The organism is Paenibacillus glucanolyticus NBRC 15330, assembly GCF_004000885.1.
Classification (GTDB): domain Bacteria; phylum Bacillota; class Bacilli; order Paenibacillales; family Paenibacillaceae; genus Paenibacillus_AQ; species Paenibacillus_AQ glucanolyticus.
The window spans coordinates 18,745-34,932 of sequence record NZ_BIMC01000004.1 but is presented as its reverse complement, the minus strand read 5'-3'; the positions used below and the strand labels follow the sequence as shown (position 1 = coordinate 34,932).

14 protein-coding genes are annotated in these 16,188 nt (G+C 52.1%); 3 read left to right on the top strand and 11 right to left on the bottom strand.

Annotated features, from left to right (window positions below):
* Positions 1-53: 53 nt before the first annotated feature.
* Positions 54-2,843 (bottom strand): calcium-translocating P-type ATPase, SERCA-type, encoded by a 2,790-nt coding sequence (locus PGL02S_RS08155; protein WP_036636565.1) that lies wholly within the window; start codon positions 2,841-2,843, stop codon positions 54-56.
* A 183-nt stretch (positions 2,844-3,026) separates the two neighbouring features.
* On the opposite strand from PGL02S_RS08155, the gene PGL02S_RS08150 reads away from it, so the two are divergent.
* Positions 3,027-4,784, top strand: a complete 1,758-nt coding sequence (locus tag PGL02S_RS08150) for an Rqc2 family fibronectin-binding protein (protein WP_036636561.1) — start codon at positions 3,027-3,029, stop codon at positions 4,782-4,784.
* Between the two features lie 86 nt (positions 4,785-4,870).
* Here the strand turns inward: PGL02S_RS08150 and PGL02S_RS08145 are convergent, their stop codons facing one another.
* The 9 genes from PGL02S_RS08145 to PGL02S_RS08105 form a co-directional block, all read right to left on the bottom strand.
* Positions 4,871-5,740 (bottom strand): PHP domain-containing protein, encoded by an 870-nt coding sequence (locus PGL02S_RS08145; protein WP_036636560.1) that lies wholly within the window; start codon positions 5,738-5,740, stop codon positions 4,871-4,873.
* Positions 5,741-5,786: 46 nt separating this feature from the next.
* Entirely contained in the window at positions 5,787-6,683 is an 897-nt protein-coding gene (locus tag PGL02S_RS08140; RefSeq protein ID WP_006209212.1) for a LysR family transcriptional regulator, read from the bottom strand.
* A 121-nt stretch (positions 6,684-6,804) separates the two neighbouring features.
* Complete coding sequence (locus tag PGL02S_RS08135) at positions 6,805-7,242, bottom strand: hypothetical protein (protein ID WP_006209211.1); 438 nt, start codon at positions 7,240-7,242, stop codon at positions 6,805-6,807.
* 435 nt (positions 7,243-7,677) lie between these two features.
* Positions 7,678-7,941 (bottom strand): YlbG family protein, encoded by a 264-nt coding sequence (locus PGL02S_RS08130; RefSeq protein WP_006209210.1) that lies wholly within the window; start codon positions 7,939-7,941, stop codon positions 7,678-7,680.
* A gap of 47 nt (positions 7,942-7,988) precedes the next feature.
* Complete coding sequence (locus PGL02S_RS08125) at positions 7,989-8,426, bottom strand: YlbF family regulator (protein ID WP_006209209.1); 438 nt, start codon at positions 8,424-8,426, stop codon at positions 7,989-7,991.
* A gap of 104 nt (positions 8,427-8,530) precedes the next feature.
* Positions 8,531-10,240, bottom strand: coding sequence for a helicase-associated domain-containing protein (locus PGL02S_RS08120; protein WP_036636557.1), 1,710 nt, complete (start codon positions 10,238-10,240; stop codon positions 8,531-8,533).
* On the bottom strand, positions 10,237-12,033 hold the full coding sequence (locus tag PGL02S_RS08115; RefSeq protein ID WP_152825152.1) for a DNA repair helicase XPB: 1,797 nt from the start codon (positions 12,031-12,033) through the stop codon (positions 10,237-10,239). The genes PGL02S_RS08120 and PGL02S_RS08115 overlap by 4 nt, the downstream gene beginning before the upstream one ends.
* 155 nt (positions 12,034-12,188) lie before the next feature.
* Positions 12,189-13,358, bottom strand: coding sequence for a M20 family metallopeptidase (locus PGL02S_RS08110; protein ID WP_081742687.1), 1,170 nt, complete (start codon positions 13,356-13,358; stop codon positions 12,189-12,191).
* Between the two features lie 36 nt (positions 13,359-13,394).
* Positions 13,395-13,904 carry an NUDIX hydrolase gene (locus tag PGL02S_RS08105; RefSeq protein WP_036636550.1) on the bottom strand — a complete coding sequence of 170 codons (510 nt, stop codon included), beginning with the start codon at positions 13,902-13,904 and terminating at the stop codon, positions 13,395-13,397.
* Between the two features lie 252 nt (positions 13,905-14,156).
* On the opposite strand from PGL02S_RS08105, the gene PGL02S_RS08100 reads away from it, so the two are divergent.
* On the top strand, positions 14,157-14,504 hold the full coding sequence (locus tag PGL02S_RS08100) for a YugN family protein (protein ID WP_006209204.1): 348 nt from the start codon (positions 14,157-14,159) through the stop codon (positions 14,502-14,504).
* An 11-nt stretch (positions 14,505-14,515) separates the two neighbouring features.
* Positions 14,516-15,733: a putative lipid II flippase FtsW gene (gene ftsW / locus PGL02S_RS08095; RefSeq protein WP_006209203.1), complete on the top strand. Its 1,218-nt coding sequence runs from the start codon at positions 14,516-14,518 to the stop codon at positions 15,731-15,733.
* 57 nt (positions 15,734-15,790) lie between these two features.
* Here ftsW and PGL02S_RS08090 read toward each other — a convergent pair whose 3' ends face one another.
* Positions 15,791-16,177, bottom strand: coding sequence for an Asp23/Gls24 family envelope stress response protein (locus tag PGL02S_RS08090; RefSeq protein ID WP_006209202.1), 387 nt, complete (start codon positions 16,175-16,177; stop codon positions 15,791-15,793).
* Between the last annotated feature and the right edge of the window lie 11 nt (positions 16,178-16,188).

Sequence of the window (16,188 nt, the reverse complement as noted above, 5' to 3'; positions counted from 1 at the left end):
ATTGCTACGCTTGTGCATAGTTTATCGCAGAAGGGATGGGCCATCCATTCATTTTACGCCGAAATATTTGCACTCTTCGTCATCATGCTGCGGCGGTTGCGATTCCGTCTGCCTCCCCACACGCTTCCCGCCCCCATCAGGAACGTAGGGATCCCGGCAGCCACGAGCGTAAGCGCCCATTCCTTCAGACCGAGCGGAACCGTTTTGAAGATCGGCTGAAGCGCCTCGATGTACATCACGCCAAGCATCAGTAAGATCGAGGACAGCACGGCCAGCACCAGGGCTTTGTTCTGGAGCGGATTGCGGTGGAAAATCGACCGCGAGCTGCGGCAGTCAAACACATGGATCAGCTGTGCCATGACGAGTGTAGCAAAGGCAACGGACTGCGCTTTGGCCAGCTGGGCGGGATCGTTTGGCGCAATGCGCAGCGTGACCCAGAAGGCGCCGAGTGTACACAGGCCGATCAATATACCGCGGCTGATGATTTTCCAGCCAAGACGTCTTGCAAAAATATTTTCCTTGGCTCCCCGCGGTTTGTGCTCCATCAGATCCTTCTCCGGCTGATCCACGCCAAGCGCCATTGCCGGGAGGCCGTCGGTGACCAGGTTCACCCACAAGATCTGGATCGGAACAAGCGGAAGCGGCAAGCCCAGCATCATGGCAAAAAACATCGTCAGAATTTCACCAACATTGGAAGCAAGCAAATAACGGATGAATTTACGGATGTTCTCATAGATGCTACGCCCCTCCTCGATCGCCGAAACAATCGTGGAGAAATTGTCGTCGCTGAGCACCAGTGACGAAGCTTCTTTGGTTACATCTGTTCCGGTAATCCCCATTGCAATCCCGATATCCGCTGCCTTGATCGCCGGTGCATCATTCACGCCGTCTCCCGTCATGGCAACTACATGCCCTTTGCGCTGAAGCGACTTGACGATACGGAGTTTATGTTCCGGCGATACACGGGCATAAACAAAGGTCTGATCCACCTTCGCATCCAGCTCCTTGTCATCCAGCCGTGCCAGCTCTTGACCCGACATCGACAGACCGTTCCTTGGAAGGATGCCAAGCTGGGCGGCGATTGCTTCTGCCGTTGTCCGGTGATCGCCCGTTATCATTACGGTCTTGATGCCTGCACGGCGGCAAGTCGCAATCGCATCTCGCACTTCGCGGCGCGGCGGGTCAATCATCCCTGCCAGTCCAACAAAAATAAGCTGACTCTCCGCCTCTTTCTCCGTTTCGGGCTTATCGTAAGAGCGCAGATCCCGATACGCCAGGCCAAGCACGCGCAGTGCATCGGAAGCCATGCCTTCATTGGCTGCAAGCACCTTCTGACGGAGCGTCCCCGTGAGCGGGACGATATTGCCGTCCCACATTATATAGGTACAGGCATCAAGCAGGACATCCGGGGCGCCCTTCGTACACAACAAGCGTCCGCCCTGATGGCTGACGATGACAGACATCAGCTTCCGTTCCGAATCAAACGGGAACTCTTTATCTCTTTGATAGACAGAGTTCAGGCTGCTCCGGTTTAATCCCATTTTGGACGATAGCGTCAGCAGCGCTCCCTCTGTCGGGTCCCCTTTTAGTTCCCAGGCAGCGGCTGCCGGTTCTTCCTTGCTCTTCCGCTTGTTCCGCATTTCTTCCTGCACGTTCTCATAAATCTCGGCATTGTTGCACAGCCCGCTAATTTGCAGCAGCCTGCGCAATCCCTGATCCGATCTCAGTTCAACAGGCTTGCCTCGGTGGAGGATCTGGCCCGTCGGGTCATAACCTTGTCCAGTTACTTCCAATGATCGGCCTCCCAGCCAGACTTGGGTCACCGTCATTTTGTTCTGGGTAAGCGTTCCGGTTTTATCTGAGCAGATCACGGACGCGCAGCCAAGCGTCTCCACGGATGGCAGCTTGCGCACAATCGCTTTGCGTTTAATCATCCGCTGCACGCCCAGTGCGAGGGCAATGGTTACGATCGCCGGCAGACCTTCAGGTATAGCGGCAACCGCGAGGCTGACACCTGCGAGGAACATGCCCGCAGCAGGCTGTCCATGCAGAATGCCTGCAAGAACGACCAGAATCGTCAGGCCTAACGACACGCCGATCAAAATTTTGCCAAGCTGCTCCAGGCGATGCTGTAGTGGAGTCTCCTGGGATTCCGTATTCTGGATCAGATCGGCGATTTTGCCCATCTCCGTGTCCATTCCTGTGCGAATGACAACGCCCTTGCCTGTGCCTCGGGCCACCATCGTGCCCATAAATCCGATGTTCTTGCGGTCACCCAGCGGAACATCCGCATCGCTTATCGGCTCGGCATGTTTGTTAACCGGCAGGGATTCTCCGGTTAATGCCGATTCCTCGACGCTGCAGCTGCTGATTTCGAGCCAGCGAACATCGGCCGGAATCCGGTCGCCGCTCTCGACCAGTACCACATCGCCCGGTACGAGCTCTTTTGCCGCAAGCTGAACCACTTTCCCGTCCCGAATCACCCTGGACGTAGGTGCGGACAGCTGCTTTAATGCCCGGAGCGAGCGCTCTGCTCTAAACTCCTGAACGAAGCCAAGAATCCCGTTGATCAGAATGATGGCTACAATCGTTACAGCATCCAGATACTCGCCCAGCAGGCCGGACACCAGGGTGGCTCCAAGGAGCACCAACACCATGAAATCCTTAAATTGATTCAAGAACAGAACAAATGGAGAAATTTTAACGCCCTCGGAGAGCTCGTTATAGCCGCTTTTTTTCCGTCTCTCCCCTGCCTCCTCTTCCGTGAGGCCCTGCTGCGGACGCACTTGCAGCACCTGCTGCAATTCTTCCACATCCATCTGGTGCCATTGCTTTTGTTCCATGCTTCCATTCCCTCCCGGTTGTTTTGCAAGTTCCGGCGGATGACAGCTTTTCCACCCTTTCTACGTAAATGTATTCGGACAGGTCCTGAATTATCACAGAAGGGGCCTTAAGTTTTTGAGGGAAATATGGCATCATAGAGAAGTACGATTAGGAAGGGTAACAGACAGATAGGAGAATGAATGATGGCATTAGACGGTATTGTCACACGCGCAATCGTGCATGAGCTTCAATCATGCCAGGGTGCGCGGATCAATAAAATATATCAGCCGAACGATCGGGACATCGTCCTTCATATGCGCACAAAACAAGGAAATGCCAAATTGCTGCTATCGGCCAACCCTACATATCCCCGGGTGCATCTGACACAGGAGACGTTTGTGAATCCGGCTGAAGCCCCGATGTTCTGCATGGTCCTGCGCAAGCATTGCGAGAGCGGCATCATCGAGGACATCCAGCAGGTCGGCATGGAACGGATTATTCATATTACGATCCGTCAGCGTGACGAGCTCGGGGATATATCCTCCAAAAAAATCATCATCGAGCTAATGGGCAGACACAGCAACATTATTTTGCTCGATCCCGCAAACGGCACCATTCTGGACGGCATCCATCACGTAACCCCGTCCATCAGCAGTTACAGAGTGGTTATGCCCGGGTTCTCCTACACGAATCCGCCGGAGCAGCACAAACTTAATCCGCTGGAAACCGGGCAGGAAGCTTTCCGGGAAGCTTGTTTGATGAGTGAGGAGCAAGCCGTTCCGTGGCTCGTAGGGACATTCAGCGGTCTAAGCCCTCTGGCAGCCCAGGAGATAACCCACCGCACGGGCGCTCATGCATCTGCCGAAGAGGAAACGGAGAAGGACTGCGGCAGCCTGTGGAGCACTTTCGACGAGATCATGGAATTAGTTCGGAGCCATCAATATACCCCGGTTACAGGCCTGAATGGAACGGGGAAATCGGTCTTCTCCGTCATTCCGTTAAGCCTCCTGGCAGGAGAAGCCGCAACCTACGACTCCGTCAGTCAATGCTTGGAGGATTATTATGGTGATAAAGCGCAGCGGGATACGGTTAAGCAGAAGGTCAGCGACCTGCTTCGGTTCCTCCAGAATGAACGAACCAAGAACATCAAGAAGCTGAATAACCTGAATGCCGATTTGGAGGAAGCCGGTGATGCAGACCGGTATCGCATCTATGGCGAGCTGCTCTTCGCCTCGCTGCATCAGATTCAGAAGGGAGACCGGGAAGCAAAGCTGACCAACTTCTATGATGAGGACCAAGCTTCCGTTACCATTCCACTGGATCCGCTTTTGACTCCATCGGACAATGCGCAGCGTTACTTTAAAAAATACAACAAATACAAAAATAGCCTCGCCGTCATCGATGAGCAGCTGATTAAGACCCGTGAAGAGATTGATTATATCGAAAACCTGCTGCAGCAGCTGGCGCACGCTTCCTTGAACGATATCGACGAAATACGCGACGAGCTGATTCAACAGGGATATTTGAGAGATCGAAACCGCAAAGCCAAGAAAAAGAAAAAAAATGACAAGCCGACGCTGCATGTCTATACTTCATCCGAAGGTGTCGAGCTCTACGTTGGCAAAAACAACCTTCAGAACGAATATGTGACCAACCGTCTCGCATCCTCCAATGATACATGGCTGCACACCAAGGATATTCCAGGCTCTCACGTCGTCATCCGAAGCAGTGATTACGGTGACGCCACGCTGCAGGAAGCGGCTCAGCTTGCCGCTTATTACAGCCAGGCTAAAGAATCGAGCAGCGTGCCGGTCGATTACACACTCATTCGACATGTTCGCAAGCCGAATGGAGCCAAGCCCGGATTTGTCATCTATGACAATCAGAAAACCTTGTTCGTCACACCGAACGAGCAGCAAATCAAGGCCCTGCCCAATTCAGTGAAAAACAACCGAAATTAATACAAGCTCAAACACAGTGGCATCGCTACACAAAGAAACGGGTACCCTGGCAGATCAACTGACCTGCCAGGGTACCCGTTTATGATTTAGCTTGATATGGTTCGCGCCTGCTGAAGCTGTTCCAGCACCTGCATAGGCACCTGCCGACTGCCGATATCCCCATGAAATACCTGGCCCTGCCTCACGCCATGATAATCCGATCCAGCTGTGACGATTAAGCCGTATTCCTTGGCCATTGCCAAATACCGCAGCTCATCCGGGGCTTCATGATCGGAATGATAAACCTCAATTCCCTTAAACGCCGCCGCCTGGATTACCTCTCTTACCAATCCATCGTCACCGTACAGCCCCGGGTGCGCAAGCACCGGTACTCCGCCGGCCTCGCGAATCCATTCGCAGGCCTCCTTCGGTTGAATTCGCGGCTGAGGGACGTAGGCCGCTGCGCCTTGCGCTAGATAACGATCAAAGGCATCCCTCAGATGGAGGGCATGTCCTTTCAAAACCAGCGCATCCGCAATATGCGGGCGCCCGATGCTCTCATCAGGCTCAAGCAGCCGTCCCAAACCCTTGATTACATCCTCCATCGTAAGCTCAATTCCCAGCTCCTGAAGTTTATCTATGATGCGCTCATTGCGTTGTTCCCTTGTTCGTCGCAGCTCTGCCAGACGTTCAAGAAACACGGGATCCCGGTAATCTACATAATAGCCAAGGACATGTATATCCGTTCCTCCGGCCATGGTGCTGATTTCCACGCCCGGAACGACAACCATGTTCAATCGTTCTCCCGCCTGCAACGCCTCCTCGACGCCAGCCACTGTGTCATGATCCGTTATTGCCAGCGCTCCCAGTCCCCGCTCGAAGGCAAGCTGCACATTCTCTGAGGGACGATTCATTCCATCCGATGCCTGGGTGTGGGAATGAAGATCACAGCCCATCCGCTCCGTCGTTTGGTCCATCCTGCTCCATCTCCTTTCTTTGCTGCCAGTTCCGATATGCCTTTGCCTAGCGCTGACGCTCCCTTAGATAGGACAGAAACGTTATGGCTGACATGGGCAGCAGCGCTGAACGCAATTGTATCGAATAAAAGTTCCGTTTAAACGAGGCATCGGCAATATCAATCATTTTGACTAAACCGAGCGCAGTTTCATGTTTGACCGTTGAGATCGACAGCATCGTAATGCCGAGGTCTTCCTCTACGGCTGATTTCACCGCCCCTGTGCTGCCAAGCTCCATTACCGTTTGTATGCTCCCGGGGTCAAACCCCCGCTCCAGCAGAACATCCTCCATGACCTGCCGGGTCCCCGATCCCTTCTCGCGAAGGACAAACGGATAGGCCAGCACTTCCTCCAGATAGATTTTGTCTTCCCTTGCCGCCAGTGGATGCCCTGAGGGTACAATCAGTTTGAGCTCATCCTCCATGACCGCATCGAGCACCATATCCGGATGTTCCACCGGGGCTTCAATCAACCCGAAATTCAATTGGTGGCTTGCGATTTCCTCAAGAATCTGCGTGGTGTTCATCACTTTAAGCATAATGGATATGTCCGGATACTCCCGTCCAAAAGGACCCAGCAAACGGGGCAGAACATACTCTCCGATGGTCAGGCTCGCCCCGAGCTGCAGCCTTCCCTGAAGTTTGTTCGAGAAAGCGGCCATCGCCGCATCCGTTTCCTGAGACAGCTCCAGACTCCGTCGTGCAAAAGGAAGCAGCGTCATCCCTGCCTCGGACAATTCCATGCGTTTGGTGGAACGATTAAGAAGCTTTGTCCCGAAGTATTCCTCCAGCGCTTGCACCTGCATCGTCACGGCCGGCTGACTCATGTGGAGCGCCTGCGCGGCAGCGGAAAAGCTCCCCCGCTCGGCGACCGTGTAAAAAATATGTAGCTGATGAAAGTTCATAACATCGGTTCCCCTCTCGCTGCCTCTCTTGTTTTATCATTGTAACGGATCACAGCAGCGCATACAAAAAAAGACATCCGCGCTTACGCTCGCATGCCACATCATGAATTATGGTTCATCTCTATTTACGCTTACGGCTGTTCTTGATCAGTGTCATACGACGCGAATGGCGAAGCCATGAGTAATAAGACTTCAAATCACGAAGCTCAATGGTTTCAGACATACGTCCCAGAAAAGTTACAATGATCATCCGATGCAGTGGATTGCCAATCAGATCACGCTCATGCTCCAGCTCCGAAAACTCCGCCACAACAACCAGGTCGTCATCAATCAGATAGACGTCCTGTTCGTTACGATAATACGGCACGATCCGGTCCTGCTTCAGGCATTCCCACATCCAGGTTCCGATCTCCTCATGGGATGTGTCATTGCCCTCCACCCGGTCTGTATAACGGCTCTTCGCATGGTTGGTAATCACGATGTCGGCTACCTTTTTATCATTTAACGTAATATAAAACGGCTCATAGGTGCTCCACCGCTCAGTCCCTTTGTCGCGCATGGAATATCACTCTCCACCAAATGGGTCTTTGTATCTATGTATATATACCCAACATATTACATCATTCCACTAGTATTCACAAGATTGAAACATCGTTTCTTGTGAACAATCACCGAAAATTTAGAAAAAGCTCTAGTTGTATCCTGTGTGGGAAGGTGCAACGTCATATGGAATGATGGACCAATTAAAGTGTAAATTGTACCGTATTTATACTATTTTATCAAACAAGATTCCGATTTATGCCAATCTATCGTCCCCATTCCATAATAAACTTTGCGCAGCGGAGGTGAGCGATGGAATTTCAACAAAAAGCGAAAGCTGCAAACTGCTGACATGCTTATACAAAAAAAGCGGCCCCCCGGGAAGGGGCCGCTTTACGCTCATCCGCCAACTATGCGATTACCGTTGACTTCAAAGTCCGGTACAGCCTGTGGGCTAGGGGCCGTAAAACTTCGCCTTGTCCGGCCCTTTGCTGCTGTACTCCGTCTTAATCTCATTCCGGTAGGAGCGCTCGATCTTACGAACGTAGGACAATCTCCGGATGTTCTTCATTGTCTCTTCGGCACGGTCAGCGTTGACGTACATGACAACATAATGCATACGGCGTGATATATAATGTACGCTGCCGTATTTCTCCAAGTTCCTTGCTGCCTTTACATCGCTGACCCATATAATAAAACCGGTCCGTTCAGCCAACATCCTAAGCTCCTCGCCTCACTTTCATCTCTATCTCTAGTGTGTGCCTCTTATCCGCAGGAACAAGCTCCGCCGCTGCCGCATCCCTTCTTCGGAAGAGGATCATTGCCCGGAACCTTGATGCTCTCGGAGACCGAAAAAGCAATTCTCTCCGACATCGAGTGCAGCAAATCGTCCAGATTCTTCTCGGCCTGCTTGAACCGCGCGACAGGCTCGTACGCCTCCAGCTCGGATTCCACTGCGGCTACTTCATCCTTCGCCGAATGATAATTCGGGTGGAAGTGACCGAACCGCTGAGTCTCATCAAACAGTTCTTTCTTGGATTCAAGCTTTCTGATCAAAGCCTGGATCGTCGGATCACTCTCTACTTCCTGCTTCCAATATAGATAATCCGCCACTTCGACGGAAGCATTAATCATGTCGCCTATTTCATAGGCATAGGTGAGCACCTCGGCCATATCGACCGTGTTTAATTCCGATACGCTCATGAACTCATCCCGCTTTTCTATTAGTTTGGCCCACACCTGGGTGGAGTGGACTCTTTTATCATAGCATAACGCTCGCATCTTAAGAAGGGGAAATTCAAACGCTTTTACGGAACGACAAGCCGCATTTCCTTCCATTCCCCTTCACCTAACTGCACGGTACTCCCCATCTTTTCCGAATCCGGTTCGTATAGCGCACCCGAAATTTTCCATGGCTGGCGTTCAAGCTGAAACGGAATAAACTCCATGCGGCTGCCATCGATCGCTATCTCTAATTTGGCTGACAACTCAAGTGCCTGCTCCATCATTTGCTTCGCCGTCGAGCTGTGATACGATCGCCAATCCCGCGTCCACATCACAGGAATATGATTCAGGTCCGGAACGATCGAAACTCTATCCGGAACGCAATCATCCAGCTCAAGAACAAACTCCCTGCGCGCAGGGAGCATCAATCCGCAGGCTGGATTGCACACATAACGAGCCGCATGGTAACGATTATCCGATCCGTCGCAGGCCAAGACTTCGACTCTTTCCTCCAGGGTTATGCTCGCCTGTGGTAAGTTCTCCGGATTCCACGATCTTTCAGTATCCTTGCCCCACTGACATAACGCAGCCTGCACGTTCTCCGGAACCCCCGTCCCCGCATGCTCCTTAAGGAAGGACAGTATCTTTTCCGGTCCCATTCCTGCTTCCGCTGCCTGTGCCACAGAGTCTCTGGTCAGACGGTAAACCGTCATAAGATCATCCGAGATGCGTTCCGTGCACATGGCAGCCGTATATTTAACCGTATAAGACACATCTGGTGGGATCAATAATTCAAAATCCGGTTGGATAAAGAGCTGCCCTTCCACGGGATGATTGCGGTTCCCCCCACTCAGCAAAGCTGATGGATCCATACGCCATCTAAAATGCAGCCTGCCTTCTTCATCGACTCCAAGATCGGTGTACCCGCACCCGGTCAGCAGCCGTACCCATGGAGCAGCATCCTGCACCGACAAGCTCTGTGCCTTGGACGCATCCCTTTCGGGCCGATCCATGCTGCTTGCCAGCAGCTGATCAACGGCAAACCAGATGCCTCTGGTTAGAGAAGAATCGCATATCCGCCAGGTAAAATGCTGATATTCCGCTTGATTCGGAACATAGCGCTCCATCATGTTAAGAAGCACTAATCGGTCCATCGCTTCACGCGGAAGTGCCAGCCAATGCTGCAATGCGGCCGTGTTTGCCTTCAGTGAGCCCTGCACCGGAGCTGCCAGCTCAAACGTGAGCAGCAGATCCAATATAACCGCGACATGAGGAGGGTAAGCTTCATCATGGGCATAACGGAGAAGAAGTCCCTCCACGTCGGACGGTGTTAGTTCTGCCACGCTACCAAGCCTCTGAATATGCTTCTTATGCAGAACCCCTTTGCCGGTCATAGCTGCGTGATGCTTGGCAATATATACGAGTACATTGAACAGATCGACTGTGATGCCACTCCTGCCTTCCTGCAGCAGCTTCACGGCTGTCGCGGTAAGCGGTTCAGGCTTCAGATGACAGAAAGCCTCCTGAAGCGTCTGCAGCTTGTCAAAAGGGATAAAGTACAGCCTCTCGCTCCATCCTTTTTTGACCGCCTGGACCCAGCCCTGCTGCCGCAAGGATACAAATGCGAGCTGCACCTCCATCCCGCTTAGACGCTGAACATGCATGGAGCGCAGCCTGTCGTCGTCAAAGCTCTGTCCCGCAAATCGGCGCCAGATGTGTTGGAGAACCGAACGCTCCTTCGGATGAAGCTGGTCTAAACTGCAGCGTCCCGCGCTGTTCTGCTGGTCCGTCATCTCCAGGAAGCCTCCTTCCCACGAGATAATTCGAACCGAGAAGTCCCCGAAATCCCGCGCAGATCAACAGAACCCGGAGGCTTCGCCAGAACCGTGTGATATGCATACCCCTGCTCAATCAAGAACAGCTGCCTCCGTATGGCAAACATCTCCTCCCGGCTATCCTCCGAGACTACTGCATAAAAATAAGCCCGGTTCTCCCCTTGCTTCGGCCGCAGCAAGCGTCCGAGCCGCTGTGCCTCCTCCTGCCTTGAACCATAGCTGCCCGAAACCTCGATCGCAACGGAAGCATCCGGCAAGTCCACTGCGAAATTAGCCACTTTAGAAACGACAAGCACGCGCACGGCTCCTTCCCGAAACGCCTTATACCATTCATTCCGCTGATCCTGCGCCATCTGTCCCGTAATGAGGGGTGCATCCAGTTGCCGGGCAATAGTATTGAGCTGATCCAGGTATTGGCCGATGACCAAGATTTGAGCTCCTTTGTGTAAATCCACGAGCTGCTTTACAACTAGCAGCTTGGACGGATTCTCGGCCGCCAGCCGATACTGCTCCCTTTTGCCAGCAGCCCCGCAAGCTTCTTTGAGTTCTTCCGGCATCGGCACCTTCATCTCAACGCAGTCCACCGAGGCAATCCAGCCCTGTTCCTCCAGCCGTTTCCACGGCATTTCATACCGTTTGGGACCGATCAGCGAGAACACGTCATGCTCCCGTCCATCCTCCCGAACCAATGTGGCCGTCAGGCCAAGCCTGCGTGTTGCTTGAATATCGGCCGTTGCACGGAACACCGGAGCAGGAAGAAGATGAACCTCATCATAGATGATCAAACCCCAACGGCGTTCGTTAAACAGCTTCATATGCGGCTGCTCATCGTCCTTTCCCTGGCGATGAGTCAAAATTTGATAGGTGGCTACCGTGACCGGCCGAACATCCTTGCGCTGACCGGAATATTCACCAATGTCATCGACAGACAGCGACGTTTTGTGTAACAGCTCGGTGATCCATTGTCTGACAGACGTTGTGTTGGAGGTAAGGATCAGCGTCTCACACTGCAGCTCGCGCATGGCAGCCATGCCGATCACCGTCTTTCCGGCTCCACAGGGCAGCACGAGCACCCCGTTGCCTCCTTCACCGCCGATATCCCTGAAGGATTCCACAGCTTTCTGCTGATACTCGCGAAGCTTGAATTCTTGATCAGCTTCTTCCGGCAACTCTCCGCTCGATTCCTCACTTCTTCTCGTATCCGGTCGTTCTCCCGCCCAGAAGATGTTCAAATATTGTCCATCCAGATATCCCGCATGATCCAGAACAGGATAGCCAAGCCGGGTCAGCTCCTGTTTTAATACGCCACGGCGGCCGGCAGACACCTCTGCCTCGTTCGGCGAAATAAACTGCACCCCGATCTCCACCAGAGAGTGCTTGGACTTCAGTTCCTGCATCACGGATTCCTCCTCACTGCGCAGGAGCAAGGAATGCTCAAGCGTTGGATGCGGAAGCAGCGACAACTGCCCGTAGCGGCCAACGATCCGTCCAACCTCTTCCAGAAGCGCTGCCGGCACGTCCCACCTTGACAGCGATTGGAGACTCGAGCAAATCATCTCTGCCGTCATTCCCGCGGCGGCGGCATTCCACAACGTCAACGGGGTCAAACGATATGTATGAAAAGTTGCAGGACTTTTGATCAAATCCGCATAGTGCGCCAATTGTTCTCGTGCGGCCTCAAATTCAGCATGCGTGGTTTCAAGAAGTATGGTCCGATCCCGCTGGACAATGCATGGTTTGTTGTGCACCATTTTTCCCTCCTCGTATCATATGGATCTCCGTTTTCCATAGCTGAGCTAAAAAAAGAAGCCCACATCCAATGTCATGGATCTGAACTTCCCCTATGATTTATAGGATTTCCAAAATACGAGGGTTCATGCGCTATGAATGCGATTTTCTATGGGTTCTATTCCCCATTCTGATAACTCGATACCATTTCTATCAGCAGCTTCGCCCCGTAACGCATCGCATCTTCATCAAAGTCAAACATCGGATGATGGTGAGGATAAATCGCCTGCTTATCCGGGTTACCCGCCCCCACGAAAATAAAGCAGCCCGGGATCTCTTGCAGATAGTAAGCGAAATCCTCTGCAGGCATTAATTTAGGAGAGACCAGCACCTGCTCCGCTTCGAATACCTTAGGTGCCGTCCGAAAGAAACGCGCGGTTTCTGCTTCATCATTTACGACGGTCGGATAGCCGACGAGATATCGAACCGATGCCTCTGTGCCGTAGGTTTCCGAAACCGTCCGGGCCATATGCTCGATCCGCTCCCGGATCAAAACCCGGGTATGTTCGTCGAATGTGCGAACCGTTCCGGTAATCCGGCAAGTGGAGGCAATCACATTTTGCGCCGTCCCTGCTTGAAAGGTTCCTACCGTAACAACGGCCGGCTGAAGCGGATCAACGGTACGGCTTACGATCGTCTGGAGCTGCATGACAAGCGCTGCACCGGCCACCAAGGCATCAGCCGTAACATGCGGCATCCCGCCATGTCCTCCGCGCCCTGTAATATCAATGAAGAACTCATCTGCCGCTGCCATCAGCGGACCTGGCGCACTGGCTGCCGTCCCTACGGGGAACGGCGACCACAGGTGAAGTCCATACACCACGTTGGCTCCTTCAAGCGCTCCATCCTTGATCATCTCCACGGCTCCGCCGGGACACACTTCCTCCGCAGGCTGGAACATAAACCGAATCTCACCCTGAACCTCTTCCGGATACGTACTGTAATATGCCGCAGCACCGAGCAGCATGGAGGCATGACCATCATGTCCGCAAGCGTGCATAACCCCTTGAACCTTGGATCTGTATTCACAGCTTTTACCGTCTTCAATCGGCAGTGCGTCCATATCGGACCGCAGCACCACGGTCTTGCCGGGTTTATCCCCTTTTAGAATGCCTATAACACCATGCCCGCCTACATTCGTCTTGACCTCCAGACCCAACTCCTGAAGCCGGGACGCTATAAATGCTGAAGTTTCTTTCTCCTGGAACGAAAGCTCCGGGTTCATATGTAAATGACGCCGCCATTCCACCATCCGTGGAAACCACTGCTCCCAAAAAACTTCCTTCATCAAGTTGCATCTTCCTCTCCCCGCTATTATTGCGGCTCAATCGATCGCAAGAAATCCGTAAAGCTTACTTAACAGCAGTCCATGCCCGACCATCGCATCCATATGGCTGCCCTCCTTCATCTTGCGATACACCTCCCTGAGCGGAACCCACACAGCTGTCACATCTTCGTCATCCTCTTGATTCGACTCCTTCTTCCCGGACCCCTTCAAATCGTCGGTGAAATAATAATGCACGCAGCGGTTAGCCAGGGAAGCCATTGGATAAGCGCAACTCATATAGGTCAGATCCTTGCAAAGAACACCCGCTTCTTCCTCAAGCTCCCGCTTTACGGCCAGCGTGCGTTCCTCCCCCGTCTTAACCGTCCCGCCTGGGAGCTCCCACGTGATTTCATTAACCGCTTCACGATGCTGACATACCAACAATAAACAGCCCTGATGAACAGCCACCACCGCCGCCGATTCCGGAATCTGGTCCATCACAACAATTTCCTTCTGCGTGTTTTCTTCCACTGCGTAATAATCCGTGCGGTAAACGATGCGATTCATAGGTAATTTCCACCCTTCATCTGAATTGAAGCCCTATGAATATATAACCACTGGAATGGAAATCGTACATTTCACAGCGTTTTCACTTTCTTTTATTCTAACAGAAAAGAAGAATGCCTGTCGTTATCAAAATCTCTTCTGGATAAAAGGTCTCAAATGAAGCGTGACGGGCGCTTCAGGCTTGCACAAGTTCCTGAAACATACTATCATATTAAAGAACTTTGCAAGGACTATTAAGGGGGTTACGACCACATGATTTTCGAAAATACAGGCTTGGACGGATTGCACAGTGATTTAGCTTACCTTGACGAATGTGCTGAGAAAGTTGGTTTCATTCGTTGGCAGTGGGAATACTACCGTGCTACATATGACTTGAAAATCGAAGATAAAAAAAATCAGGCTGAGTACTTCCTGCGCATGAACACCCGTGCGGTTGAAGGCAAGCTCGAAAAACCGGATACCATCCTCAAAATCGAAGCGGTATACCTGGGTAAAGCTACGTTCCCGCACGGACTTGAGTATGAATCCATGGCTCCTCAGCCTGTTATGAATGTGGCAACCAAGAAGCTTCAAGAGCTCAAAGCTCTTCTGGAAGCGTAAGGTCGAACATTATGAATACGACCAAACCTCAGCCGAAGAGAGGGACGCCTGATTTTCAACTGCTGATCCTTACCTTGCTGTTAGTGGGATTCGGACTGATCATGGTGTTCAGTTCCAGCTCCAGCTTGGCCGTTTTCAATGAAAAATTTAATAACGATCCACTGCATTTTACGAAACGGCAAGTCGCATTTGCGGTCCTTGGCACGTTGGTTATGTTTGTCACGATGAACATCAACTACAAGAAATTCAAGAAGCTCTTTATTCCGGTGTTTTTTCTGACACTGATTCTGTTGATTCTTGTGGTCATCATCGGCTCAGCCACCAACGGAGCCACAAGCTGGTTCAACTTGGGGAAACTTGGCATTCAGCCGACCGAGCTTGCCAAAATTGCGACCATTGTCTATCTGGCAGCGCTGATCACCAAAAAAGGGGAACGAATCCGTCAGTGGAAGGGCGGTTTCTTCCCCGTACTCATTATTGTGGGGATCGTTGCCGGCCTTATCATGCTCCAGCCGGATTTAGGCTCCTGCTTCATTCTGGTCGCTACCAGCGGCCTGCTGATCTATGCAGGCGGAGCCAGCCTCAAGCATATTCTTGGCTGTATCTCGCTGGTTGTGCTCGGTTTGGCGCTCACACTGGGTATCGGATCGCTCTTTAACTCCGGCGGTGATCAGGAGCAGGCCTCCAAGAACTATAAAGTGGGCCGTATCGAGGCTTTCATGGATCCGTTCCAAGATGAATCAGACACTGGCTACAATTTGGTTCAATCGCTGATTGCTATCGGTCAGGGTGGTCTTACCGGGGCCGGTTATGGAGAAAGTGTGCAGAAGCTGCATTACCTGCCGAATCCCTACAATGACTTTATCTTCTCCGTCATCGGTGAAGAATTCGGCTTTATCGGAACCGCCATCTTCCTGCTGCTCTATCTATATTTCATACTGCGGGGAATCATTGTTTCACTACGCTGCTCGGATCCGTTCGGGACGCTAACAGGTGTCGGAATTATGGGACTCATCGCCATCCAGGCATTCATCAACATCGGCGGAGTGACCAATACCATTCCGATTACCGGTGTTACCCTTCCGTTCATCAGTTATGGCGGATCTTCGCTGCTGGTAATGATGCTGAGTATGGGTATTGTGCTCAGCATATCCAGAGACAGCAACCGTCCGATGAAAGAGGAGCAGGTTAAATCCGTAATTAAAAAAGACTACCGGGCAACCGTGTAGTCTTTTTTCTTCATTTTTTTCATTGTTCGCGGGGGAAGTAACCCCCTAGGATTCGTCTTATTTTGCTCGAAACTGAATATCGTCGATTTCATCGTCTTTAAATGCTACACCTTCGACCTTCACGTTTACCTCAACCACACGAAGCCCTGTCATGCTCTCCACTGCTTCGCGGACATTCTGTTGAAGCATGCGGCACACTTCATGTATAGGTGTCTCATAGAGCACGATAATCCGCAGATCGATCGCAGCTTCCAGCTGCCCTACTTCTACCGTAACACCCTTTTGCACATTTTTGCCGCTCAGTCGCTTAGCCCAGCCTTCTGACAATCCACCGGACATTGCTGCAATACCTGGGGTTTCCAAGGCAGCCAATCCGGCAATTTTCGAGACGACATCATCCGATATTCGAATCAAACCGTTATCCAGTTGAAGTTGTTCCGTCATGCCATATCCTC

Coding starts and splice junctions, on each gene's coding strand:
- PGL02S_RS08110 (WP_081742687.1), bottom strand. CDS start 13,358: ATGAAGGAAGTTTTTTGGGAGCAGTGGTTTCCACGGATGGTGGAATGG.
- PGL02S_RS08105 (WP_036636550.1), bottom strand. CDS start 13,904: ATGAATCGCATCGTTTACCGCACGGATTATTACGCAGTGGAAGAAAAC.
- PGL02S_RS08100 (WP_006209204.1), top strand. CDS start 14,157: ATGATTTTCGAAAATACAGGCTTGGACGGATTGCACAGTGATTTAGCT.
- ftsW (WP_006209203.1), top strand. CDS start 14,516: ATGAATACGACCAAACCTCAGCCGAAGAGAGGGACGCCTGATTTTCAA.
- PGL02S_RS08150 (WP_036636561.1), top strand. CDS start 3,027: ATGGCATTAGACGGTATTGTCACACGCGCAATCGTGCATGAGCTTCAA.
- PGL02S_RS08130 (WP_006209210.1), bottom strand. CDS start 7,941: ATGTTGGCTGAACGGACCGGTTTTATTATATGGGTCAGCGATGTAAAG.
- PGL02S_RS08155 (WP_036636565.1), bottom strand. CDS start 2,843: ATGGAACAAAAGCAATGGCACCAGATGGATGTGGAAGAATTGCAGCAG.
- PGL02S_RS08115 (WP_152825152.1), bottom strand. CDS start 12,033: ATGGTGCACAACAAACCATGCATTGTCCAGCGGGATCGGACCATACTT.
- PGL02S_RS08125 (WP_006209209.1), bottom strand. CDS start 8,426: ATGAGCGTATCGGAATTAAACACGGTCGATATGGCCGAGGTGCTCACC.
- PGL02S_RS08135 (WP_006209211.1), bottom strand. CDS start 7,242: ATGCGCGACAAAGGGACTGAGCGGTGGAGCACCTATGAGCCGTTTTAT.
- PGL02S_RS08090 (WP_006209202.1), bottom strand. CDS start 16,177: ATGACGGAACAACTTCAACTGGATAACGGTTTGATTCGAATATCGGAT.
- PGL02S_RS08145 (WP_036636560.1), bottom strand. CDS start 5,740: ATGGACCAAACGACGGAGCGGATGGGCTGTGATCTTCATTCCCACACC.
- PGL02S_RS08120 (WP_036636557.1), bottom strand. CDS start 10,240: ATGACGGACCAGCAGAACAGCGCGGGACGCTGCAGTTTAGACCAGCTT.
- PGL02S_RS08140 (WP_006209212.1), bottom strand. CDS start 6,683: ATGAACTTTCATCAGCTACATATTTTTTACACGGTCGCCGAGCGGGGG.